At 69.9% G+C, this 23,886-nt stretch carries 23 protein-coding genes; 15 read left to right on the forward strand and 8 right to left on the reverse strand.

The window, feature by feature from the left end:
- Positions 1-125: 125 nt before the first annotated feature.
- Positions 126-776 carry a DedA family protein gene (locus tag AV521_RS15200; protein ID WP_076088506.1) on the reverse strand — a complete coding sequence of 217 codons (651 nt, stop codon included), beginning with the start codon at positions 774-776 and terminating at the stop codon, positions 126-128.
- A gap of 316 nt (positions 777-1,092) precedes the next feature.
- Complete coding sequence (locus AV521_RS15205) at positions 1,093-2,076, reverse strand: hypothetical protein (RefSeq protein WP_079249253.1); 984 nt, start codon at positions 2,074-2,076, stop codon at positions 1,093-1,095.
- Positions 2,077-2,328: 252 nt separating this feature from the next.
- Here AV521_RS15205 and AV521_RS15210 point away from each other — a divergent pair, with 252 nt between their 5' ends.
- From AV521_RS15210 to AV521_RS15225, 5 genes are all read left to right on the forward strand, one after another.
- A complete protein-coding gene (locus AV521_RS15210; protein WP_076088508.1) occupies positions 2,329-2,967 on the forward strand; it encodes a papain-like cysteine protease family protein in 639 nt (212 codons plus the stop codon).
- 4 nt (positions 2,968-2,971) lie between these two features.
- Entirely contained in the window at positions 2,972-3,892 is a 921-nt protein-coding gene (locus tag AV521_RS15215) for a hypothetical protein (RefSeq protein WP_256725555.1), read from the forward strand.
- A gap of 806 nt (positions 3,893-4,698) precedes the next feature.
- Positions 4,699-5,451, forward strand: coding sequence for a hypothetical protein (locus AV521_RS15220; protein ID WP_218639349.1), 753 nt, complete (start codon positions 4,699-4,701; stop codon positions 5,449-5,451).
- Positions 5,448-5,774 carry a hypothetical protein gene (locus AV521_RS50080; RefSeq protein WP_218639350.1) on the forward strand — a complete coding sequence of 109 codons (327 nt, stop codon included), beginning with the start codon at positions 5,448-5,450 and terminating at the stop codon, positions 5,772-5,774. The genes AV521_RS15220 and AV521_RS50080 overlap by 4 nt, the downstream gene beginning before the upstream one ends.
- Before the next feature lie 135 nt (positions 5,775-5,909).
- Positions 5,910-7,028 (forward strand): hypothetical protein, encoded by a 1,119-nt coding sequence (locus AV521_RS15225; RefSeq protein WP_076088512.1) that lies wholly within the window; start codon positions 5,910-5,912, stop codon positions 7,026-7,028.
- Between the two features lie 161 nt (positions 7,029-7,189).
- On the opposite strand, the gene AV521_RS15230 is transcribed toward AV521_RS15225, so the two are convergent.
- Positions 7,190-7,588 (reverse strand): hypothetical protein, encoded by a 399-nt coding sequence (locus AV521_RS15230; protein WP_143658610.1) that lies wholly within the window; start codon positions 7,586-7,588, stop codon positions 7,190-7,192.
- A 110-nt stretch (positions 7,589-7,698) separates the two neighbouring features.
- Here AV521_RS15230 and AV521_RS15235 point away from each other — a divergent pair, with 110 nt between their 5' ends.
- The 3 genes from AV521_RS15235 (at position 7,699) to AV521_RS15245 (ending at position 10,545) form a co-directional block, all read left to right on the forward strand.
- Positions 7,699-8,202: an LURP-one-related/scramblase family protein gene (locus tag AV521_RS15235; RefSeq protein WP_076088515.1), complete on the forward strand. Its 504-nt coding sequence runs from the start codon at positions 7,699-7,701 to the stop codon at positions 8,200-8,202.
- A 62-nt stretch (positions 8,203-8,264) separates the two neighbouring features.
- On the forward strand, positions 8,265-8,966 hold the full coding sequence (locus AV521_RS15240) for a metal-dependent hydrolase (RefSeq protein ID WP_076088517.1): 702 nt from the start codon (positions 8,265-8,267) through the stop codon (positions 8,964-8,966).
- 178 nt (positions 8,967-9,144) lie between these two features.
- Positions 9,145-10,545: a cytochrome P450 gene (locus AV521_RS15245; RefSeq protein WP_076088518.1), complete on the forward strand. Its 1,401-nt coding sequence runs from the start codon at positions 9,145-9,147 to the stop codon at positions 10,543-10,545.
- 7 nt (positions 10,546-10,552) lie between these two features.
- Here AV521_RS15245 and AV521_RS15250 read toward each other — a convergent pair whose 3' ends face one another.
- Entirely contained in the window at positions 10,553-14,392 is a 3,840-nt protein-coding gene (locus AV521_RS15250) for an amino acid adenylation domain-containing protein (protein ID WP_076088520.1), read from the reverse strand.
- Between the two features lie 286 nt (positions 14,393-14,678).
- Between AV521_RS15250 and AV521_RS52685 the strand changes: the two genes are divergently transcribed.
- Together AV521_RS52685 and AV521_RS15260 are read left to right on the forward strand one after the other, a co-directional pair.
- The gene (locus AV521_RS52685) at positions 14,679-15,365 is read left to right on the forward strand and encodes an NAD(P)H-dependent oxidoreductase (RefSeq protein WP_076088522.1); all 687 of its coding nucleotides are present in this window, start codon (positions 14,679-14,681) and stop codon (positions 15,363-15,365) included.
- A 12-nt stretch (positions 15,366-15,377) separates the two neighbouring features.
- Positions 15,378-16,235, forward strand: a complete 858-nt coding sequence (locus AV521_RS15260) for a helix-turn-helix transcriptional regulator (protein WP_076088524.1) — start codon at positions 15,378-15,380, stop codon at positions 16,233-16,235.
- Between the two features lie 28 nt (positions 16,236-16,263).
- On the opposite strand, the gene AV521_RS15265 is transcribed toward AV521_RS15260, so the two are convergent.
- From AV521_RS15265 to AV521_RS15275, 4 genes are read right to left on the reverse strand one after another with little or no spacing between them, the layout of a single operon-like run.
- Positions 16,264-16,716 (reverse strand): NUDIX hydrolase, encoded by a 453-nt coding sequence (locus AV521_RS15265; protein ID WP_076088526.1) that lies wholly within the window; start codon positions 16,714-16,716, stop codon positions 16,264-16,266.
- Between the two features lie 32 nt (positions 16,717-16,748).
- Entirely contained in the window at positions 16,749-16,910 is a 162-nt protein-coding gene (locus tag AV521_RS49295) for a hypothetical protein (RefSeq protein ID WP_179023110.1), read from the reverse strand.
- A gap of 48 nt (positions 16,911-16,958) precedes the next feature.
- Positions 16,959-18,035: a DUF6545 domain-containing protein gene (locus AV521_RS15270; protein WP_107480920.1), complete on the reverse strand. Its 1,077-nt coding sequence runs from the start codon at positions 18,033-18,035 to the stop codon at positions 16,959-16,961.
- A gap of 8 nt (positions 18,036-18,043) precedes the next feature.
- Positions 18,044-18,520 carry a hypothetical protein gene (locus tag AV521_RS15275; RefSeq protein WP_076088528.1) on the reverse strand — a complete coding sequence of 159 codons (477 nt, stop codon included), beginning with the start codon at positions 18,518-18,520 and terminating at the stop codon, positions 18,044-18,046.
- Positions 18,521-19,077: 557 nt separating this feature from the next.
- Between AV521_RS15275 and AV521_RS15280 the strand changes: the two genes are divergently transcribed.
- The 5 genes from AV521_RS15280 to AV521_RS15300 all read left to right on the forward strand — a co-directional run bounded on the left by AV521_RS15280 (position 19,078) and on the right by AV521_RS15300 (position 23,885).
- Positions 19,078-20,151 carry a lytic transglycosylase domain-containing protein gene (locus AV521_RS15280; protein ID WP_371917040.1) on the forward strand — a complete coding sequence of 358 codons (1,074 nt, stop codon included), beginning with the start codon at positions 19,078-19,080 and terminating at the stop codon, positions 20,149-20,151.
- Between the two features lie 53 nt (positions 20,152-20,204).
- A complete protein-coding gene (locus tag AV521_RS15285) occupies positions 20,205-21,251 on the forward strand; it encodes an RNA polymerase sigma factor (RefSeq protein WP_076088532.1) in 1,047 nt (348 codons plus the stop codon).
- 109 nt (positions 21,252-21,360) lie between these two features.
- Positions 21,361-22,290 (forward strand): ABC transporter ATP-binding protein, encoded by a 930-nt coding sequence (locus AV521_RS15290; protein WP_076088534.1) that lies wholly within the window; start codon positions 21,361-21,363, stop codon positions 22,288-22,290.
- A complete protein-coding gene (locus tag AV521_RS15295) occupies positions 22,287-23,057 on the forward strand; it encodes an ABC transporter permease (protein ID WP_076088536.1) in 771 nt (256 codons plus the stop codon). Before AV521_RS15290 ends, AV521_RS15295 begins: the two co-directional genes overlap by 4 nt.
- 3 nt (positions 23,058-23,060) lie before the next feature.
- Positions 23,061-23,885 (forward strand): ABC transporter permease, encoded by an 825-nt coding sequence (locus AV521_RS15300; RefSeq protein ID WP_076088538.1) that lies wholly within the window; start codon positions 23,061-23,063, stop codon positions 23,883-23,885.
- The last annotated feature ends 1 nt before the right edge of the window (position 23,886 follow it).

A 23,886-nucleotide genomic window follows, 5' to 3' on the forward strand; every position in this document is an offset into this window, starting at 1 on the left:
TCGGGGAGGCAGGGCTGTCTTGACGGAGTGAGGGAGTTGACCGGAGCCGAGCGGGAGGCCGGCCGGGAAGACGGAGGGCCGGCGGCGCCTCGGCCGACGGCCGGCCCCTCCCGGAATCTCTGACGTCAGCGGCTTGCCGCGCGGCGGGAGCGGACCACCTCGATCAGCACGGGCAGCAATGACAGCGCGATGATCAGCCCGATCGCCGGCAGCAGATAGGAGTCGATGCTGCCCTTGAGGGAGTCGCCGAGCCGGTAGCCGAGCAGGATCACCCCGAGCGTCCACGCCGTGCCACCGACCACGTTCCACACCAGGAACGCCCCCGCCCGCATGCCCAGAACCCCGGCCACCGGGTTGAGGAACGTACGCACGATGGGCACGAACCGCGCCAGGACCACGGCCTTGCCCGCGCCGTACCGGGTGAAGTACGCCTCCGCCTTGTCGACGTACTCCTGCTTGAACAGCCGCGAGTCCGGCCGGGCGAACAGCTTCGGCCCGAACCGCGCTCCCAGCAGATGCCCGAGCTGCGCCCCGGCGATCGCGCACAACGGCGCACCGATCAACAGCCCTGGCAGGGACAGGTGGAAGCCCGGCCGGTCGAAGACCTGGTCCGCCGCTCCGGAGGCGCCGACCCCGGCCAGGAACAGCAGGGAGTCACCGGGCAGGAAGAAGCCCACGAGCAGTCCGGTCTCGGCGAACACGATCGCCAGGATGCCGGCCAGCCCGAAGGCGGTGATCATCGACTGGGCATCCAGCACATTGACAGCGAGCTCCAACGCGGGCTCCTCAGAGGGTGGTTGACGTATTGCGGACGGAGGTCGGCGTGCCAGCCCCTGGCACCCACGTCCGGGGCGAGGGCGAGGGCGCCAACGGTTACGGGTCCGATGATGCCGGTTCCCAGCAGCACCCGGTAAACGACGAACGGGATGAATCTGTTGTGGGAGAGGTATGTGAGAAACCAGGCCACCACCGCGCCGCGACCACAGACGCAACACTGGATGTGCTGCCCGCTCGATCCATTTGCGCGGCGGCCAGTGATGGAGCCGCTGTTGTCGCCGGGCAGGAAGTCCGGCCGCCCGCCGCATCCGCGCCCTAGTCCCACTCCCATGTGATACCGAGGACGCCCGGCCGTAGCTGCTGCTCCATGAGGTGGACCGAGCCATAGGCGTTCAGTGTCAGATCGGCGACCGCCTCGCGAGGGGCGGTCGCCGAGGGGCGGGCGAAGCGGCGGCAGTGGACGGGCAGGGCGGCGCGGTCGAAGCCGACCTGGAGGACGTACTGGCCCCCGCCGTAGGTGAAGCCGCGAACGTACTCGTGGCTGGGCGCGCCGGTTCCGTCCTCGAAACGGTACCCCAGGACGGCGGTCTCCCCGGCTCTCAACCGCCCGTCGAAGAGCAGCTCGACGACGATCACCCCCGAAGCGCCGTGGCGCCGGATCCGGCCGACCCGGCAGTTGCCGAGACCAAGTACCCGTACCCGTTCCGTGTCGCAGCCGGGGTCGCCCTGATGGATGGCGAGGTAGCGGTCGACGCCATCGCGGTGGGCGCGTACGACGTGCTGTGAGTCGCGGGCGGCGAGCTCTCGATGGGCACCGATGTGAACGTGCTCGTAGTGCATCACGGTGTGCAGCCCGCCGTCCGCCGGTGCCGCCAGACTCGCCAGCAGCGATTCGAGCGCGGCGGCTGGTTCGAGGAGGGTGCGATACGGGCGAGCCGGGGGATGGTCGCTCGTGGTACGTGGGCCTATCAGGCGGGTGAGGGAGTGCGGGGGAAGCTCCAGGACCTCCTCTAGCGCGGTGACGGCACGAAGCGACTCCGGCCGCTCGGGCCGCCGTACACCGCGCTGCCAGTAGCTGAGGCTGGTCACGCCGACACGTATGCCGCGCTGGGCGAGCCGGTGCTGCACGCGATGCAGAGCCAGCCCGCGTGCGGCGAGCGCGGCCCGGAGCGCGGCGGAGAACGGGCCGGTGCGCAGGGCTTCGGCGAGTTCGGCCTCGGGGGTGGGCCGGCGGGACGAGCCGAGGGCTGGGGCACCGGGGCGCGGGGTGGCGCGGCGATCGGTACTGCGTGCTGTCATTGGGCCCCTCCCCTCCCCCCACCCCCTCCGATTGTTTATCTGTGAACGTTCACTTCCCCATCCCGCAACGGGGCGTCGCTTGCGCTGCCATCTGCTGGTACCTGCCGTGGCGTTCACAACCGTACGGGTGGAGTTCACTTCGCCGCCAGCCCTGTGGATAACTTCGTTGACCGGGACCCAACAAGAGATCGATGCTGCTGTCGCAGCGTCCGGACGCGCTCCTCCACCCCCACCCTGACTGGGAGGAACGCCATGTCCAGTACCACCCGGGGCCGTAGACGGCTGGCGTCGGCGGCCCTCGCGGCCGTCGCCGTCCTGACGCCCGCCCTCGTGTCAACGGCCACCGCTCACGCCGCTCCGAATCCCGCCCCGCAGTCCGCTCCCCTCGCCGTTCATCGGACCGCCGCTCCCGCCGCCAAGCGCCTCAACATCACCATGCAGGCGCAGCAGAACAGCAACTGGTGCTGGGCCGCCAGCGGCGACACCATCGCGTCGTGGTTCGGGCGCAACTACACCCAGAACCAGTTCTGCGACGCCGCTTTCAACCGGCCCCAGGGCAGCACCTGCGGCAACTGGCAGGCGGCGTTGGACGACGTGCAGAACGCCCTCGACTGGATGGGCATCAACCCCGGTACATACGTGAGCGGTTATCTGCGGTACGGCACCGTGCAGAACGAAATCAACGCCGACCGCCCGATCGAGACGCGCATCGAGTGGAACTCCGGGGGCGGGCACATGCATGTGCTGTACGGCTACGACACCTCCACCAACCAGGTCTACTGGGGCGACCCGTGGCCCTCCAACTACCGCTACAACTGGGGGGATTACGACTACTACGTGAGCAACAACTCGTTCACGTGGACCCATTCGCTCTACGGGATCGGAGCGTGACCCCATGACCCCGATCCGCACGTCACCGAGCCGGACCACAACGGCTCAGAGCACACCGGCCCAGACGTCATCGAGCGGCACTTCACCGACCCCGACGTCACCGAACCGGCACGCGCCCGCCGACCGCAAGCCCGTCCGCAAGGGCGCGGCGGTCATGGTGCTCGCCGCCACCGCGGCCCTCGGCGTACTCGCCCCCGCCACCGCCCACGCTGCGGCAGCCGGCGGCCTCCCTGCGCCCTTCTCCGCCGCCGACACCGCTCAGGCGCGCGAGGCGGCGTCATCTCCGGCCGCACTTCTCACCCTCTCGCGCTTCTTCGCCCGCGATGGCGCGATCGCACAGAGCGCGGCACGACCGCACCTGGTCGGACCGTCGGTCACCGTCTCCTCCCTCGCCCCGGGCTTCGTCGCCGGACGCCCGGGCGCCCCTGTCGCGGACCCGCAGTTCGTGGCGAGCAAGGCGGTCTCCGCGGACGGCCAGGTCGCGTCGGTGTGGACCGTACGGACGGCGAAGGGGTGGAAGGTCGTCAACATCGCCACCGGCGGTGACGAGACCGACTACGTCAGCCAGGCACACGGCCTCGGAACCGTCTTCCGGGAGCCACAGATCGACGCCTGGTACGTGGTGCGGGACGGCCGTGTGCTGCCGCTCGACCCCGACGCGCGGCGCGCCGTGGGGAACGGCGGTGTGACCCTGGTCGCCTACCAGCGCCTGGTACACGCGAAATATGGCGACAAGCTCCCGGGTTCCGCCTACGACCGGGCGGGCAAGGGCGGCGGTTACGGCGGTACGGCGGCGCCCCCGCGCGCGTCCGCGGCGACCGCCGGGGCAGCCGTCACCGCGGGTGCCGCGGCCTCGGCCGTCGCCGTCCTGCTCGGCGCCTGCTTCGGCATTCGCCGCATACGGCGCTCGCACCGCACCAGCTGAGCCACCTCCCCGGCCCCGCGCCCCTGTGCCCCAGGCCCACCCGGTCTGGGGCACAGGGATGTCCGCCCGCCCCCGCTTGGACCCACTCCTGCCTGCGCCACATGCGGTCGCTGTCGGCGGAGAGGCGTCGACTTCCGCGGCTCGCACTCGGCAGGCACCCGCACGAACCCCTGTTCGCCCATCCAATGACTCGGCCAACAGCTGTCGTCTTTTTGTGCTTCGCACCAGTAGTCCGCGCTCTCGGGTCGCTGCTTCAATCGGCTCCGCCCTCACGCCCCCGAACACAGAGGATCTGGCATGGATCTGCGCACATGGCCGCGTCCGGCAACGGGTGTCGAGGTGATCCCCCGACAGCCCGGCGACGACGCCCGGCTCTGTGGCAGCCCGTGCCGCGGCACCCGCGCGATTCCTCAGCGCTCGGAGAAGTGCACCGGCAAGCCGACACCGCCTCAACTGGTCTGATCGTACGGCTCCCCGCATCCCTGGACCCTGCGTTGCTGCCCACCTGACTTCCGTCGGAAGGGCCTTTCCCCGGTGCCGATGTTCAGCGGAGCACAACCGGCCGGTCGGCATGTGCACCGTTTGCGCCTCCGGGCCGACCACCATTCGGCTTTCTGCCAGGCAGCTGTCCACCAAGCGGCTTTCCACCGAACTGCCTTCCACCATGCGGCTCTTCACCTGGCCGCCTTCCGTCCGGCGGCCTTGCGCGTCGACCGACACGACGGCACCACGGGCCGACGGCTGCGCAGCGAACAGCGCCGCCCCGCCCGTGTGCACCACATGGAAACCTCGAAAGGGAGAATTCGATGTCAGAGACCTCTCTGCGGCGCTTCGCCGTAGGAAAAGCGCTGGTCGTAGGGGCCCTGTTGGTCCTGGCGGCGCCAGGGGCCGCGTACGCCAACACCGTGAGCGTCACCGTGCGAACCCCCGGCGCCACTCTCGGACCCACAACCATCGACTCCTCGATCTCCACGAGTGCCCACTGCGCCGGCGGTCTCGTTTCCGGCGGCGGCATCGACCAGGCCACCGGCACCGGTGCGGGGGTGAACGGCAACCATGTGCTGGGCACCGAGCCCAGTTCGGACGGTTCTGCCGAGTACACCGGCTCGACCGGGGTCGTCGGCACCGACGTGGCGTACTGGATCGCGAAGGGCGGAAGCGGAGGGCAGGTCAACTCCTCGTTCTCCACCACCCCTTACGGGGTGTGCTTCACCAGTAACCTCATCAACCACACCCAGGTGGTCATGAACAAGGTGAACGCACCCACCACCGCGACGACACCGGGTCTCGTGACGGCGACCTGCCCGGCCGGCACGGCCCTGCTCGGTGGCGGTGCTCTGGTCACACCGGGCAATACGGGCAACTTCAAGGCGATCGCCAGCTTCCCCACCTTCACAACTCCGCTCACGACTTCGGAAAGAAGGCCGCTGCGGACGGAGAGACCAACCCCGACTCCTGGAGCGCCGTCGGATGGGACAACAGCGCCAACGCCGGCAACGAGACCTACGCCTACGCGATCTGCAGCGGTAGCGGCATCAATGTCAGCGGCGTCACCGTGAAGGTCCGCTACAGCGAGGCCAGCGGCCCGAACGCCGGGAGCACCGGCCAGAACACAACCGTCAGCTGCGGTGTGGGGGACGGGAACCTGGTGAGCGGGGGCGCCGCGATCAGCGGGAGCAACGTGACCACCACCGACTTCACCGGTCCGGGCTCGGCCGGCGACCACCTCAACGGAAGCTTCCCCAGCGACTCCAGCGGCAACCCCGTCAGTGACGGGACCACGACGGCGGCGTCCTGGACGGCGTTCACTCACACCGGCGGGATGGCCTCGACGACCAACCACTCAGACGTCTGGGCGCTCTGCGCCAACGACGGCGTCTGAGTCACCGGCACCACTGGCCTGCGGGCGGGTACGGCACCCGGCGGCCCGCCCGCGGAGCACCCGTCCCGCCCCGGTCACCCACGAGGGACGTTGTCCCGTGACCTTCACCGCGTTGACACCAGAAAGCAGGATTCGATGAAGAAGAGCATTTCCCGGAAGTCCGCCCTGGCGAAGATACTGATCCCGGGTGCCCTGCTCGTCGTGGCGGTGCCGGAGATCGCGTACGCCGACACCGCGAACGTCACCGTGACGACGCCCGGACCGACGATGGGACCCGCAACCCCGTTCACCGGTGTCTCGGCCCACGCGGACTGCGGCCGAGGTCTCGTTTCCGGGGGCGGGGTCGACCAGAACACGGGCAGCGACAGAGCGGGGAACGGCAACCACGTGATGGGCATCGCGCCCAGCCGCGACGGCGTCAGCGAATACACCGGCTCGACCGGGGTCGTCGGTACCGACGTGACGCACTGGCTCGCGTTCGGCGGAAGTGGGAGCAACTCCAGCCCCGAGTTCTCCACCACTCCCTACGCGGTGTGCCTTTCGAGCAACCGGATCAGGCACACCCAGGTGGTCATGAACAAGATCGCCGGACCCTCCGTCGGGCAGACGGCGAAGACCGTCGTGGCAACCTGTCCGGCCGGCACGGTCCTGCTCGGTGGCGGCGCCCGGACGACCCCCGCCAGCGTCGGCAGCCTCAAGCCGATCGCCGGCTTCCCCTCCTTCGACGACGCCGCACACGACTTCGGCCAGAAGGCCGCAGGGGACGGAGAGACCAACCCCGACTCCTGGACCGCCGTCGGAGGAATCGGCGGTGGACGCGACAGCGACAACACGACCTATGCCTACGCGATCTGCAGTGGGAACGACGTCAACGTCCGAGGCATCACCACGACAGTCCACTTCCGCGAGCTGAGCGGCCCGACCACGGCGGGCACGAGCCAGAGGGCAACGGCCGGCTGCGCCGACGAGGCCGGGGACCGCAGCAACGCGAGGGAGCACCAGGTGTTGGTCAGCGGGGGCGCCGCCGCCAGCGGAGGCAACGTGACGACGACCGACTTCACCAAGGCAGGGTCGGGCGGAACCCACCTCATCGGCAGTTTCCCCAGTGACTCCGCCGGCAGCCCGGTCAGTGACGGGACCAGCACGGCCGCCTCGTGGACAGCGGACGTCCACGTCGGGGGGTCGCCCTCACCGAACACCTACTCCGACGTCTGGGCGCTCTGCCTGAACCTCGATCACGGGCACGAGGAGTGATCACGGCGGCCATGTGGTGAGGACGGCTGTCCGTCCATCCCGTGCAGGCCGTGTGGACGGTCTGCACGGGACGGGGAGTTCAGGCGACTCGCGCCACTGACACCGATCCGCATCCGGGCCTTGGCCGGGTTCGGTGTGCGGTGCGCGGTACGCGGCTGGTGTCAGTCGCGCCTGCGACCGAAGGCCCGGCGGACGAGGCGCACCAGGAGCCAGACGATCAGGACTACGACGAGGATCAGGATGATCACGACCACGAGGAGGAAGATGCCGAGCTTCTTGAGGAAGCCGCTCTTCTTCTTGGTTTTCGCCCTCATGGTCTGAGCCGCTGCGGCGCGATGGGCGGATGTGGCGTGGCCGAAGTGGGCGGAGGACGCCGTGCCGGAGCGAGCTGAGAGGGAGCGCTCCGATCCGGTGGCGGCCGTGGCACTGTGGTCAGCGTGCACCGTCTCGCCACGGCTTTGAGCGGATGCCGGGGTCACTGCCAGCGCGAGCCCGAGCACCAGTGCCGTCAGTACGGCTGCCGCTCGCCCCCTGTGGCGGTGCTGATGCCTGACGTCCATGCGTTCCTCCCCGATGCAGATGCCGATGCGGCTGCTGCCTTGCGCAACCACGCAACTATCATTGCAGCAGACGTTCCTTCTCCATTGTCGAACCCGAACGGGGCATCTCCATGCGTTACCTGGTACGCGACCGCATGCTGGCTTTCCACGAGGAGGCCTGGGTCGAGACCGAGCACCGGGAGAAGCTGTTCAAAGTCAACCGCAGACTGCTGCGGCTGCGTACCACGTTCGACTTCGTCGACTCGCGGGGCGACCATGTCGCCAGCATCGTCAAGAAGGCGTTCACCCTCCACCACACGATCCTCATCAAGCAGAACGGCGAGGTGGTGGGCCGCATCAGCAAGCGGGCGTTCCGGATCTTCGGGGACCGCTTCAAGGTGAGCCTGCGGGACGGGCGGCGGCTGCGCATAGCCGGGAACCTCTGGGACCGCGAGTTCGACATCGCCGATGGCGACGGAACCCTGGCACATATCTCACGCCGCTGGTTCAGTATCCGCGACGCCTACGCGGTCGACGTGATGAGCGAGCCGGACGCCCTGCTCCTGGTCATCCTGGCGGTGTGTGTGGACCACATCATCGAAGACCGCAAGGGCGAGCGGCTCACCAACCTCTGACGTACGGACACATCGGCGCGCCACCCCCTCGGTGGCGCCGGACGGGGGAGAACAACCTCACCATGATGGGCCATTCGCACGCGGTCAGCGGGGCGCTCCTGTTCGCGGGCAGTGCACCGTTCCTGCCACCCATGCTGCTGCACACGCATCTGGCGCCCCGGGACGTGCTCATGGGCACGGTGCTGTGCGCGGGCGCTGCCCTGCTGCCCGACCTGGACCACCATGACGGAACCATCGCGCACTTCCTCGGCCCGGTCTCCCGGCTGTTGTGCCGGTCCGTCGCCTGGATCTCCGGCGGCCACCGCCATGCCACCCACTCGCTGTTCTTTGTCGCCCTGATGACGGTGGGCAGCTGGGCCGGCATCACGTACCTGGGCAGGCCGTTCACCCTCGGTACGAGCTTCTTCCTGCTGGCGCTGGCGTTGCGCGCGCTCAACCTCTGCCCGCCCGGGCACGGTTTCCACGCATGGGGCACCATCGTGGGTCTGGCCGGACTCGGCACCGCGGCCATCGCCAAGTTCATCCCCTCCGCTCCGGGTTGGCTTCCCTACGCGATCGGCCTGGGCTGCCTGGCCCACCTGCTGGGTGACTCCATCACCAAGCAAGGTGCTCCGTGGCTGTGGCCGCGGAAGACCCGGTACGAGGTTGTGCTGATCAAGAAGAGCGGAAACAAGCTGGAGACCGAGATCCTCACTCCGCTGATGGGGGCCGGGACCATCGTCCTGCTCTGGCTGACGGTCCTGGCACCGCATCCCCTACGCTGACGCCGAGCGTCAGCAGGAGGAGCCAGGCGACGAGGAGACCCACTGGACCAACCGGGCGGTGCATCGTGGTGTTCGACGCCGGCCTGGCGAACTGGAGGCCGCCTCGTCCCCTGGCTGTGCGGCTTGACGAACGGTCGGAAAAATGCGTGACTCATGGACTGCCGGAGGTTGGAGGACCATGACGGCGACGGTCCCGGGCGTCGAGGCGCCGGTCGTGGCAGGGACGCCCCTGCTCGGTTCGATGAGTGACCTGCTGAACGATCCGCTCGCGGCGTATCTGCGGGCGCGGCGTGAACACGGCGACGTAGTGCGGTTCCGTGCCGGGCCGCCCGGTCTGCGCGCGGACCTCTACGTGGTGTTCTCGGCCGAGGGCGCCCAGCAGGTCCTGGCGACGCGGGCGGCCAATTTCCGCAAGGACAACGTCTTCTACGAGGAAGTGCGGCAGTCCGTCGGCAACGGCTTGCTCACCAGCCAGGACGCCGCCTATCTCCGCCAACGCCGCCTCGTCCAGCCGCTGTTCACTCCCCGTCGCGTGAACGGCTATGCGCGGCAGGTGACGGACGAGGCGGCGGCGCTGACGGACGCCTGGAGTGCGGCTGGGAGCGGGAGTGTCGAACTGGTCGGTGAGATGCACCGGTTCGCGCTGCGGGTGGTCGGCCGGATCCTGTTCGGGGAGGACATGGAGACGGCGCTGACGGTGATCGAGCGGACGCTGCCCCCGCTCCAGGAGTACTCGCTGAAGAGGGGCTTCTCACCGGTGCGGACCCCGCGCAGCTGGCCGACGCCCGCCAACCGCCGTGCCGCCCGCCTTCAGGAGGAGTTGTTCGCGCTCTGCGACGGTATCGTCGGGCGACGCCGGGGGGACGAGGCCGCGGAGGATCTCGTCACCCTCCTCGTCCGCGCCGAGAACGCCGAGGACGGCAGCCTCGACGCCGCCGAACTCCGCGAACAGGTCCTGATCTTCCTGCTCGCCGGTCACGATACGACGGCCACGGCACTCGCCTTCGCCCTGCACCTCCTCGCCCGGCACCCGGAGCAGCAGCGAAGGGTGCGGGAGGAGGTGGACGACGTGCTCGGCGGCCCCGACGGGCGGGCGCCCACCGCGGCGGACATGGAGGTGCTGCCGTATCTGACGATGGTGCTGAAGGAGGCGATGCGGCTGTATCCGTCCGCGCCCGTGATCGGCCGCCGCGCGGTCGCCGAAACGGAGATCGACGGTGTGCGCATACCGGCCGGTGCCGATCTCCTGGTCAGCCCGTGGGTCACCCACCGCCACCCCGACTACTGGCCGGACCCGGACCGCTTCGACCCCGAGCGGTTCGCCCCCGAGGCGGAGGCGAACCGCCCGCGCTACGCCTGGTTCCCGTTCGGCGGCGGGCCGCGTGCCTGCATCGGTCAGCACCTGTCGTTGCTGGAGTCCGTGCTGGGGCTCGCCGTGCTGATCCAGGCGTACGAGTTCGAGGCCGCCGACCAGGACGAGGTACCGCTCGGCGCGGGCATCACCCTGCTCGCCAAGGGGCCGGCGCGATGCCGGATCAGGCGCCGTACGGCATCGCGATCACCGCGCAACTCGCCGTGATCACCTCCTACTTGGTGAGGTGCCCCATCGCCGTGCGCGTCGCTCTGAGCAGTTCCGGCAGGCCGTGGGGCTTCAGGACGCTGTAGTGGTCGCCCTTCAGGTGGACGACGGTGGGCGGCAGGGCCGAGTACGCGGCGTGGGACTCGATGAAGGAGTAGTCGTCTCCCTGGGCCTTGAAGAGGGTGACGGGTGCCTCCACCGTGCGTTCGGTCAGTTCGCGGAAGGTGTAGTCGAACTCGTAGGTGGTGGCGACGATGCGGGTGATGCGGCGGATCGTGTCCTGGTCCAGGGACGGCAGCAGATCGTGGACGCAGGCGACGAAGCTGTCCTCGTCGTGGGCCTGGGCCAGGCAGGCGGCCAGGGCCGGGCCGTGGATCGTGCCGGTGAAGACGGAGAAGAGGATCGTGACGTACGCCGGGTTGTCGTACGACGCCTCCCGGCCGTGGGCGTGGCCGTCGTCCTGGTGGACCTTCGGGTTGCCGGGGCAGATCAGGAACAGGTGCTCGGCCTTCTCCCCGGCCTGTTCCAGCTGCCAGGCCGTCTCGAAGGCGACCCGGGCGCCGAAGGAGTAGCCCCACAGGGTGTAGGGGCCGCTCGGCTGGATGCGGCGGATCTCGGCGAGGTCCGCGGCGGCCATCTCGCGGATGGTGTCGTACGGGTTCTCTCCGGCGTTGATGCCGTGTGCCTGGATGCCGTAGAACGGGCGGTCCAGGGCGGCCTCCTGGCCCAGCAGGCGCAGGTTCATCGGGTAACCGCCGAGGCCCGGCCAGCAGAAGACCGGGGCGAAGCCGCCTTCCGTGGCCAGGGGGATCATCCGGGAGACCGGGGTCCTCGCGTCGTCGTCGACGCGGGCGGCCAGGTCGCGCAGCTTCGGCGTCTCGAAGAGGACCTGGAGCGGGAGCCGGGTGCCGAAGTGCTTGTTGATCCGGTTGACCAGGGCCACGGCGATCAGCGAGTTGCCGCCGCAGGCGAAGAACTCGTCCTCGCTGGAGACGTCCTCGTACTTCAGCGTCGCGCCCCAGACGTCCGCCAGCCACTGCCCGGTCGGCGTCGCCGGTGCCACGTACACGCCGGGCTGCCGGGCGGCGGCCACCTCGGGGGAGGCGGCCAGGGCCTTGGCGTCGACCTTGCCGTTGGCCGTCAGCGGCAGTGCGTCGAGGACGAGGACCCGGTTCGGGAGCATGAAGTCGGGCAGGAAGCGGGCCAGTTCGTCGCGGATCATCTCCGCGGGCCCCTTGGTGTGCACCGCGTCCTCGTACATGTCCTCGCCGGCGATCTGCTGGTCGCTGACCCGGCCACCGAGGAAGAAGTACGACGGGCCGCTGCGGATACCGGCCGAGCCGAGGATGTCGTCGAGGCGGCGGGCGGAGGGCAGCGGGTGCCCGGACTTGGACGAGTAGCCGGAGGACATGAAGCCGAAGCCCGGCGTGCGCTGCAGGTGGTGCAGACGGGTGCCGAGAGCGATGTACTCCAGCCAGGGCTCGGCGGCCCGGCTGATGGCGCTGATGGCGAAGCTCGCGCGGGCGTACACGCCCTGGTTGATGGCGATGACGTGCCGGGCCTCGATCAGCTGGTCGCCGATGCGCTCCAGCGCCCCGTCGCGGTAGCGGTACTGGCCGCCGGGCAGGCCCTCGACTCGGCCCGGGTGCGCCTGGACGTACAGTTCGGTGGGGTCCTGGCGGGGCCGGCCGTCGTTCGCGGTGATCTCGAAGGTGCCGAGGTAGTGGTCCTCCTCGGCGACGTCCAGGACGTCCTTGACCGGCGGGAAGTGGCCGAGCGGGGCGATGGTCAGACCGTGGTCGGGCAGCACCTGTTCGAACACGCCCACCATGTGGCCGGTCTCGAATTCCAGCACTTCCTCGATATTGGTCCGGTAGACGGGTTCGATCGCCCGCCGTTTGCCGAGGAAGTGCACCAGCAGCCCGCCGTCGGGGCAGCGGCCGGTGCCGTCTCCGACGCGGACCAGGCCGTGGTCGACCGGGTGGTAGTAGTACACGCCGGGCACGAGACTCGCGACGCCGCCGGACTCGACGTACAGCTGGGTGGCGTACAGGGCGCCCGGTGAGGCGTAGGAGTACTTCGGCAGCAGCCGTTCCTCGCTGTGGAACTGGCCGAACCAGCGCAGGATCCGGCCCAGTTCGGCCGGGGTCAGCTCGCTCAGCGGCCGGGAGTGCGCCGGGAGGGGGCGCGGTGCGAGCACGGCGAGGAGGTCCTCGCGGGTGACCGGGCCGCCGTCGTAGAAGCGGTACGTCTTGCGGGCGAAGGTCTCCCGGCGCTGCTCGGGGGTCTCCGCACGGCCCGGCAGTGCGATGGCCGGGCGGCCCGCGAGTTCCGTCGGCTCGCGCAGGCCCGGGTTGGACAGCTGTGCCCTGACCTGGAGTTTGGACGCCTTGGACTGGTGGTGGGCGCCGTGCGAGCCCTGGTCCATGACGGCTGCCGTACGGGGGTTCAGCTCGACGCACGCGACCAGCGCCGGATGGCCGGTGCGCACATCGTCGGTGACGATCGCGGCGGCGCGGCGCACCCAGGTGTGCTCCTCGATGCGCGAGGCCACCTCCTCCAGCTCCACGCGATAGCCGCGCAGCTTGACCTGGTTGTCGGCGCGGCCCGCGAACTGCAGGGTGCCGTCGGGGTTCCACAGGCACACGTCACCCGTGCGGTACAGGCGCCCGCCCGGCTCGAACGGCGAGGCGACGAAGCGTTCCAGGGTCTGCTCCGGGTGGCCGAGATAGCCGCGGGCCAGCTGGGCGCCGCCCAGATACAGCTCGCCGGCCACGCCGGTGGCGACCGGTGCCAGGTTCTCGTCCAGGACGTACGCGGAGATGTCGTCGACGGGCACGCCGATGGGTACGGTGCAGGAGGTGCCGCCGTCGACGGCCGCGGGGTCGACCTCGTGGAAGGTGGCGTTGACGGTGGCCTCGGTCGGCCCGTAGAGGTTGACCAGGGACGCGCCCGGCAGCTCGTGGAAGAAGTCGCGGGCCAGTTTGTGGGTGAGCGCCTCACCGCCGGAGAACACGCGTCGCAGTGAGGTGCAGGAGGCGAACCCCTCCGTGTCCAGGAGGGCCTGGAGCAGCGTCGGCACGCACTGCAGGTGGGTGACGCCGTGGGTGCGTACGGCCTCGACGACGGCCTGCGGGTCGCGGTGGACGCCCGGGGTGCCCATGACGACGCGGGTGCCGGCGGCCGGGGCGAGGATCTCCCACTGGGCGGCGTCGAAACTCATGGGCGTCTTCTGCAGGATGGTGACCTGCGGTCCGAGATAACCGCGGGAGGTCAGCCAGCGGATCTGGCTTTCGATGGCCCGGTTCTCGATCCCCACGCCCTTGGGCCGGCCGGTGCTGCCCGAGGTGTAGATGACGTACGCCAGATGGCCGGGCTGCCGTCCGGGTACGCAGACGCGGTCGCCCGGGCCCGGCGTCGCCTCCGCCGGTGTGAGCACCAGGACGTCCCTCGGCGCGAGGGCGGCCAGACGCTCGCGCAGGTGTTCCTGCGTCACGATGACGGGCGCTCCGGAGTCCTCGATCATGTAGCGCAGCCGGTCCTCGGGGTAGTCCGGGGACAGCGGCAGATAGGCGGCGCCCGCGCCGAGGATGCCCCACACCCCGGTCATCAGGTCCAGGGACGGCTCGGTGAACAGACCGACGCAGGTGTCGGGGCCGACGCCGAGCCGGGCGAGACGGGCACCGAGGTCCCGGCTCTGCCGGACGAGTTGACGGTAGCTGAGCCGTTGATCGCGGAAGGTGACCGCCGTGGCCTCCGGACGCAGCGCGGCCTGACGGGCCACCAGGCCGGGCAGGCACAGGCTCGTGAGGGGTGTGCCGGATATCAGTGCGCTCGCAGTCTTCATCGCATCGTCCCCGCGTGGTTGTGGTCGATGGGTGGCGACGGCCGGCGTGCGACGGGGGCTTCTGAAGACGTCCCGAGCCGGTACGGGCCCGGCACGGGACGTTCGCGGGAGGTGTTCGGGAATGGCGGTCGACAGGATCGGGCCCCGTCGCAACGGACCCGCTCGCCCGCGCATGCGAGGAGCGGGAACCGCGAAACCCGTGACACCTGTGAAGGGCCAGCCACCGTGACAAAGATTGTCCTCGTCCCCGGAAACATCCGTCGGGACTCGCTCAACGCCTCCGTTCTTGCCACCGTGCGCCGGCTGCTGGCCGAGCGGGCGGACGGGGACGAGTACGAAATCGACACCCTGTCGGTGGGGCGACTCCCACTGTACGACCGGGACGTCGAACGGGCATGTGGAACCTACGCGGTGCACGCCGGCCAGGGAACTGGTACGGGACGCGGACGCACTCCTCGTCAGCACACCCTCGTACGACGGCGAGATGCCGGGCGTCCGCAGGAACGCCCTGGACCGGCTCTCGCGTCCGGCGAGAGACCTGCCCGGAGCGCACGGCGCGGGGGCAGCCGTACCGACCGACCCGCTGCGGTGCCCAAGTCGTGGACCATGGGCCGGTCGCGGTCGGCAGCGTCGCCCATCTGCGCACCGAGAGCGGCGACTTCACCGATCCGATGGCGCCCTGGGCCGGCTGGAGGCCTGGACGGCGGGGAGTGGGCGGAGACGTACTGCCACCACCGTCGAGTTGACGGCTGCCGATACGGTTGTCATGGCGCACGGACGGCTCTGCTCCGCCGCAGGCGATCCGTTCGGCGCCGTGAACCCCTGCGGGACCACCGGCTCCGTTGATGACGGGTGTGGTCGTTGCCACCACCCCCGTGGGCGGCAAGGACCACACCTCGATCACCGAAAGGTGAAACTATCCCCTTTTAGTGATCTGATCAAGTGGCTAGAGTGGCCTCGCCCGCCAATCTGATGGAGAACCTGCATGCCCGAGCGCACCTTCGACGGCCGTGAACTGCGCAACCGCCGCGTGCTCCTGCGCCAGTCCCAGTCCGGGTTGGGTGCGGTCCTGGGTGTGGGGACCAACGCCGTGTCACGCTGGGAGACCGGTCAGGCCACTCCCCCGCCCGAACGGCTTCCCGGCATCGCCGCAGCACTCGACGTGGCCCTCGATGACCTGTTTCCGCGCCTGGAGCCGCCCAACCTCGCCGACCTGCGATGCGACGCGGGCATGACACAGGCCGACACCGTCGCGGTCACGAAGACCCGGTCGCCGATGTCGGTCCGCGCTGCCGAGCGTGGCAAGCGGCCGCTGCCGGACACGTTTCACGAGGCGCTCGCCGCCGCGTACGGCGTCACCGTGCCGGAGCTGCTCGCTGCCCAGAAGCGCAGCTTTGGTCACATCGTGCCCGTGCGAGCCCCCACGCGGGCGTCGGCGGCCTCGGTGGCGCACAAGCTCGCACACCTGCGGGACGACGTTTTCCAGGGCGCGCTGCCGTCGGATGCCGAGATCGCCGCCGAGGGGAACCGTAAAGCCGTTGAGCCCGTGCTCACGGAGGCACTGGTCGAGGCCCTGCGGCTGGGGACGTACGCCGGTCCCTCGGACGAGATCCTTAACGCCTTGGCGCTGGCCCTTGATGTGCCGTCCGTGTTCTTTCACAGCCCGGATCCGCAGATCGAACAACTGGTGGTGTCGACGCGCGCCGTCCGGAACAGTTTCACGGTGGAGGCGGCGCGCGGTGGCGAGCACGAGATTCCCGCCGCCGCGCGGGCCGAACTTCTGGACTTCATCAGCAGCACGATGGCCGAGATCCTCGGCCCTGACTCCGGCCTGTCCGAGTAGGCTCCGCCGCCCGGCCTCCTGCTCTCGGCTAGCGCACGAACTCGCGGTACGTGGTGCTTCCCTCCGCGAGACACGCCAGCGCCGCCTCCCAGAGGGGCCGCACGGCAGGCGGGATCTCGTCCGGCCCGATCTCGTCCGGTGCGCTGAACCGGTAGTCGGTCAGCTCGCTCTCCTGCAAGACGATCGAGGCCCTCTGCTCCTCGCTGAGGACTCCGCCGTCGAAGACGAAGTAGATGTGGCTGCCGGCCGGCGTCCGGACAAAAGCGCTCACCAGGAGCTGCCCGATCGCCTGCTCGATGCCGAGCTCCTCCAGCAGCTCACGGCGCGCCGCCTGGGCGGGCGTCTCGCCCTCGTCCACACCGCCGCCCGGAAGGTTCCAGCCTGGCTTGTAGCCGGGCTTGACGATCAGGATCCGGCCCTCGCTGTCTCGCAGGACTGCCGCGGCGGACATCGTGGGACGGGCAGGGTTGGGGGAAGTCATGTGCAAACCTCGGAGTTCTCGGTATGGGTTGCTCAACTGCGGCCGGTGGGCTGGCAGATGAGGAGATTCTGGGCGTCGGCAGCAGTGGTGAGCCGGTAGGCGGATGCCAGGTTCCTCAGGTGGGTGACCTCCTCTTGCGGGGTGGCCCCAGGGTCGAAGGGATACGGCGCGCCCGTGCCCGTCGACCCGTGCACGGGCTCATCGACGCTGGACAGCGCGGCGCGGATCCAGAGCGCTTCGGCCTACACCGCGGTGGCATGGTTCGGCCTGAGGTCGTCCTCGGCACGCTCCAAGGCGCGCTCGGCAAGGTCGTAAGGCGCGTGACGTCTCAGCAGGAAGACCACGTCGCGGATGTCCATGGCGAACCGGTCCAGGCGGGCCGGCAGCGACGGGTCGGGGCTGAAGAGCAGGTCTCGGGCAGCGTCGAGGCGTGCCGCCTTCGCTGTGATGCGGGTGAAAAGAGTGCTGGGGCGGTGCCGGACGGCGTCCGGGAAACGCAGTGCGAGCTGCCGCCAGAGAGGAGAGAGATCGACGAGGCTGCGCAGGGCGTGATACCGCTCGCGGGCGGCGTGCGTCGCCGGAGCGATGGCACCGAGGCCCCAGAGCAGAAAGCACAGGTACAGAAGGGTGTCGGTCACCATCTCCTGGGTCTGTTCCGTGCCGTCCGAAACCCGGGAAAGGGTGACCACCAGGAGGAAGGCTATGCGGAGCACCGAGTAGACCGTCGTGATCACCATGGCGGTCGACATCATGCGCAGGCCGTTGCGCAGGGAACGGAACGGTGCCTCCTTGACGGCACCTCCCCACTGGACCGCACACACCACGGCCGCGACGCCGGCGTACAGATAGAACAGACCCATGTACACGGCGAGGGCCGCCTCGCCGCGATACCGCTCGATGAAGTAGGGGGTGGAAGTGTCGGGCTTGCCCAGCAGAAAGAAGAAGATGACCGCCATCACCAGCACGGTGACCACCGAAGCCCGGGTGGCCACGCGGTGGACGAGGGCGGACAGCCGGACGGCACGGGACCGCTCGCCGTCCGGCCCGGCAGTGCGGTAGACCGCTGTGACGTAGCGGAGGATGACACAGATGCCGATGATGGACAGTACGTGCTTCACGAAGTAGGCCAGGTCGGGCAGACCGAGGCTGTCCAGCACGGCGAATCCCGCGGTTGTACGGCTCAGCCATGCGGCGGCGAAGGCCACGAAGGCCCCCCACAACGACCGGTCTCGCCTATGGCCCCTGACGGCCGACTTGGCTCTCAGGCCGCCTTGTATGAGGAGCAGGCCCGCGATGAGGTAGGCCAGGAGGTCGGACATGTTCTCCTTCAAGTCTTGGGTCTGCCGTAGGTGAAGTCCTGGGCGAGGCTTCGCGTGGTCGGGTCGTCGATGGCGTGCTGGGTCTGCGCCATCCGGTTGATGAGCGCGGCCGCGTCCTCTGCACGCTGTTCGACCCGGGTCTCGTATCGCCGACGCGCGGAGGCCCGCCCCTCGGCCACCAGTTGCTCGGCACGCTCCGCCGAGAAGTCCGCCAGCAACTCGTCGGTGCCGATGACACCGGTGGAGTCCTCGGCCCACAAGTGGACCAGCTCGTGCAGCTTGACCTGCCTCTCGTGCCACGGGGAACCGCTGTTGACGTGGAAGATCAGGTCGAGGGGCCGGGTGTCGTGCCGGACGTACAGGCCGCAGATACCGGTGACGCCGGCAATGCGGTCCGGCAGAGGTTTCATGACGATCCGCCGGCCTCGGGCCTGTTCCATGTTCCGGACCAGTTGGTCCAGGTCGAAAGGCTCCGGCAGCGGCATCGAAGAGACGATCAGCTGTGTCTCGCGACGGAGCGCACGCCGTGATCGCCAGACCCGAGCGGGAGCCAGGGAAGCGAACGGAGCATCGCGGGTGGGCTCTTCCCCCTGACCCGTTTCCTGCTTACCCGTTTCCTGTCTTCGTCGACCACGCCCGATCATCCACACGCAGGTTCTGCTCTCACGCCGCGGTGGCTGCGGTTGCTGTGGGCGACGCCCGGACGTCCAACGTCTCTACGCCGTTCGGTCACAGCGCCCCGCAGCTCCATCCCCAAGGTCTCGTACCAATATTTCGCCCCGGTTTACCGGAATTCACCCTGTGTGGAGCGAGTGTCTACGTAGAGCCACAGGCGCAGCTGCTTCCGCAGCCCGGATCTTGCATTGCGCCAGCCGTACATGTCAACGTCCGCACTCGGGGCAGAACTCGATCGCTTCACTGCCTCACGCGTGCGTACCCCGATCCCCATGGCGCCCGCCCGGTCCGCCCGGTTCCGTGCGACGGACCTGTCCTGCGGCCGCGTAGAGCAGACGACGGATTCACCCAAGGAGGGGACTGCACAGTGACAGCACGTGCGCTCAAGGGGGCAGTCAGGGGCGCCAGAGGTACGGCGATCGCGGCGGCGGCGATGGCCGTGCTGACCGCGTCGCAGGCACCCGGAGCGGTCTCGGCCGAGGCCGCGGAGCATGCGCGGAAGGCGGCACCCGCCGAGCACGGCCCCAGCGTCTCCGGCGACACCCCGTACCGCACCGGCCTTCCCCCGCTGCGGACGCAGAAAAGTGGCTCGGCACAGGGAGTGACGGGCGGTGGAGCCCTGCCCGCCACCGTGTTCACCGCGTACCGGCGTGCCGAGGAGGAGCTGGCGCGCAGCGCGCCCGGCTGCCGGCTGCGCTGGCAGCTGCTGGCCGCCATCGGCCAGGTGGAGTCCGGGCAGGCATGGGGCGGCCGGGTCACCCCGGACGGTACGACCGTGACGCCCATCCTCGGCCCGCGGCTGACCGGCGGCGCCTTCGCCGTCGTGACGGACACCGACGGCGGCGCGTACGACGGGGACACGGTGTACGACCGCGCGGTCGGCCCGATGCAGTTCATCCCGTCCACCTGGGCCCGCTGGGGCGCGGACGGCAACGGCGACGGGCGGAAGGACCCGAACAACGTCTACGACGCGGCGCTCGCCGCCGGCCGCTACCTGTGCGCGGGCGGCCGGGACCTGTCGAACCCCGCCGACCTGGACCGGGCGATCCTGGGCTACAACCAGTCGGACGCCTATCTGCGCACCGTCAAGGCCTGGTACGCGTACTACCTGGCCGGACACCGCGTGGTGCCGGACGCCTCCGCCGGATCCCGGTCGGACCGGCCGAAGCCGTCCCGCCCGAAGAGGCCGAAGCCCTCGCACGACCGGAAGCCGGTCCCTGGTCCCTCACCCGCGCCCTCGACGCCGCCCGCCTCACCCTCCCCCGGCCCGTCCCATACGGCCGGCGTGCCGAAGGCGTCCGGGACGCCGCTGGTCCCCGTCTCCGAGCCGACCCTCACACTGCCCGGCGGTGTGCTGCCCGACGCAGGGCAGCTGACCACGGGCAACAGCTGGAACACGATGAGCGTCTCCCCCTCCACAACCGCGACTACCCGGCGGTAATGTCGCCACCCGCCGGAAGCACAGGACCGGCGGGTGAGTGCGAAGGGGCTCTCATGGCGACGGACATGCCTGCGGACACAGCGGCCGCCGACGAGCGTTGGCAGCGCATGTGGAGCCATCGCGAGCAGCTGCTCAAGGTGGCCCGGCGGCGCTCCATGAGCCAGGAGGACGCCGAGGACGCCGTGCACGAGGCGATGTTGCGGGCCGCGGAGCGCCCGGACCTGGATGACGAGCGGCTCGGCGCCTGGCTGACGACGGTGACGATGCGGCTGTGCGTCGACCGGTACCGGCAGGTCAACCGCGAGGCCGAGGTGGGCAGCCGCCCCACGCTCGTCGCGCCGGGCCCGGTACCCGTCGAGGAGGCGGTGTGCGACCGGGCCGAGGCGAAGTGGCTCGCCGTGCGCAGCGGTGAGCTGCCCGCCCGGCAGGCGGAGGCACTTCGGCTGAAGTCCGAGGACCTGGACGTGAGCCAGGTCGCGGTGCGGATGGGGCTCAGCTACCGGACCGTCGAGTCGCTGCTCGCCCGGGCCCGGCGGACGCTGCGTGCCTCGCTGGCCGGGACGCTCGGGCTGGTGCTGTTCCTGGTCGGGCGCGGACGGCTGCGCGCGGGCGGCAAGGCCCAGGCGGTCGCGGTCACCTCCACGGCGGCGACCCTGGCAGCGGCGGGATTCGTGCTGCCGTACGCGCTCGACGCGGGCGGGAAGGGTCCGGCGCCGCGGTCGGCCGTCTCCAGCGACGCGCAGGTCCGGCGCGGCGAGGCCACGGGCCGGGGGCGCGCTCCCGTGATGCGCGTCCCCTCGCCTCCGGCGCCCGGGGCCCGGGGCCTGACGCCCTCGCCCACCGGGGGCACGTCCCTGCCGTTGCCGGTGCCCGTGTCGTCTCTGCCGGACGTGTCCTCGTCCCCGCTCCCGGAGCTGTCGGCGCCGCGGGTCCCTCAGGTGCCCGACGTGCCGAAGGTGCCGAGGGTGCCGGGCCTGCCGACGAAGTCGGCCGCCTCGTCGGTCCCGTCTCTTCCCCCGGCCTCGGCCGTACCGACCGCTCCGCTCTCCGCCCCCGTTCCGAGGACGCCTTCGAGCACGCCGTCACCGAAGCTGCCTTAGCGCCCGGTACCCGCGCCGCAAAAAAATCTTCGTCCGGCCGCGACGGACGCCCCGCCCTTCGCCGTAGAGCAGATGTCGGAGCTGCTTCACGGGCGAAGGGCGGGACCGGATGGGTGCGGAGATCTGTGTGGAAGGGCTGACCAAGTCCTTCGGTTCCCAGGTCATCTGGCAGGACGTCTCGCTGACGCTGCCCGCCGGGGAGGTCTCGGTGCTGCTCGGCCCCTCGGGGACGGGCAAGTCGGTGTTCCTGAAGACGCTTGTCGGGCTGCTGAAGCCGGAACGCGGCTCGGTGACGGTCGCGGGCCGGGACATCACCCGTCTGCGCGAGCACGACCTGTACGAGGTGCGGAAGCTGTTCGGGGTGCTGTTCCAGGACGGCGCGCTGTTCGGCTCGATGAACCTGTACGACAACATCGCCTTCCCGCTGCGCGAGCACACCCGCAGGTCCGAGAGCGAGATCCGGCGCATCGTGCTGGAGAAGATGGAGATGGTCGGGCTGCTGGGCGCCGAGGGGAAGCTGCCCGGGGAGATCTCCGGCGGGATGCGCAAGCGGGCCGGGCTGGCCCGCGCCCTGGTCCTCGACCCGGAGATCATCCTGTTCGACGAGCCGGACTCGGGCCTGGACCCGGTGCGCGTGGCCTACCTCAACCAGCTCATCGTCGACCTCAACGCACAGATCGACGCGACCTTCCTGATCGTCACCCACGATATCGCCTCGGCCCGCCAGGTGCCGGACAACATCGGGCTGCTGTTCCGGCGCGAGCTGGTGATGTTCGGGCCCCGCGAGCAGCTGCTGACCAGTGACGAGCCCGTCGTACGGCAGTTCCTGAACGGCCGGATGCAGGGGCCGATCGGCATGGCCGAGGAGAAGGACGCGGCCCAGGTCGAGCAGGAACTGGCCGGGATCGACGAGGACGGCGGAGTGCAGGAAATGACTCCCCGCCTGCTGCCGAGCCCGGGTATCCCCCGACCGCCCCGCTGGGAGGCGATCGCGAGGCGGGAGGCCGAACTGCACGGGAAGGCGGTGAACAGCGCATGAGCCTCTCCCCCACGGGTGCGCTGCGGCACTCGGGCAACCTGTTCGCGATGGCGCTGGACGTCGTCCGGACCCTGCCCCGACGGCCCTTCCAGGCAAGGGAGTTCATCCAGCAGGCGTGGTTCGTCGCGAGCGTCACGATCCTGCCGACGGCGCTGGTCTCGATCCCCTTCGGGGCGGTCATCGCGCTGCAGATCGGCAGTCTGACCCGGCAGTTGGGCGCGCAGTCCTTCTCCGGTGCCGCGTCCGTGCTCGCCGTGCTGCGTGAGGCCTCGCCGATCGTCACCGCGCTGCTGGTCGCAGGCGCGGGCGGCACGGCGATCTGCGCGGACCTCGGGGCGCGAAAGATCCGGGACGAGATCGACGCGATGCAGGTGCTCGGCGTCGACCCGATCCACCGGCTCGTGGTACCGCGCGTACTGGCGTCGATGGTCGTGGCCGTCCTCCTCAACGGCCTCGTCTCGGTGGTCGGTGTCGCGGGCGGCTACTTCTTCAACGTCGTCCTCCAACACGGCACGCCCGGCGCCTATCTGGCGTCCTTCACCACCCTTGCCCAGCTGTCCGACCTGTGGGCGGCGGAGATCAAGGCGCTGGTGTTCGGGGCCATCGCGGCGATCGTCGCCTCGTACAAGGGGCTGACGGCGCAGGGCGGTCCGAAGGGCGTGGGCGACGCCGTCAACCAGTCCGTGGTGATCACCTTCATGTTGCTGTTCGTGACCAACTTCGTGATGACCGCGGTGTACTTCCAGGTCGTCCCGCAGAGGGGTTAGCCGATGAGACCTCAGAAAGTCCTCGATCGCCCCTTGCGCTCGCTCGAAGAGCTGGGTGCCCAACTGTCCTTCTACGGAAGCTCGTTGGCATGGACGGGCCGTACCCTGCGCCGCTACAAGAAGGAGATCCTGCGGCTGCTCGCCGAGGTGAGCTTCGGCCGGGGCGCGCTCGCCGTGGTCGGTGGCACGGTCGGCGTGATCGCGTTCCTGTCCTTCTTCACCGGCACCGAGGTCGGCCTCCAGGGTTACGCGGCCCTCAACCAGCTCGGCACCTCCAATTTCGTGGCGTTCCTGTCGGCGTACTTCAACACCCGGGAGATCGCCCCGCTGGTGGCCGGACTCGCCCTGTCCGCGACGGTCGGCGCCGGGTTCACCGCGCAGCTCGGTGCGATGCGGATCAGCGAGGAGACCGACGCGCTGGAGGTGATGGGCGTCCCGTCACTGCCGTTCCTGGTGACGACGCGGATGATCGCCGGCTTCGTCGCGGTGATCCCGCTGTACGTGATCGGGCTGCTGTCCTCGTACCTGGCCGCCCGCACCATCACCACCGGCTACTACGGGCAGTCGACGGGCACGTACGACCACTACTTCCACCAGTACCTGCCACCCGTCGACGTGTTCTGGTCCTTCGGCAAGGTGATCGTCTTCGCCGTGCTGATCATCCTGGTGCACTGCTACTACGGCTACCACGCGAGCGGCGGCCCGGCCGGTGTGGGCGTCGCGGTGGGCCGGGCTGTGCGGACCTCGATCGTCGCCATCAACGTCCTGGACTTCTTCCTGAGCCTCGCGATCTGGGGCGCCAACACGACCGTACGAATAGCGGGGTGAG

Source organism: Streptomyces sp. IMTB 2501, from assembly GCF_001953885.1.
Classification (GTDB): domain Bacteria; phylum Actinomycetota; class Actinomycetes; order Streptomycetales; family Streptomycetaceae; genus Streptomyces.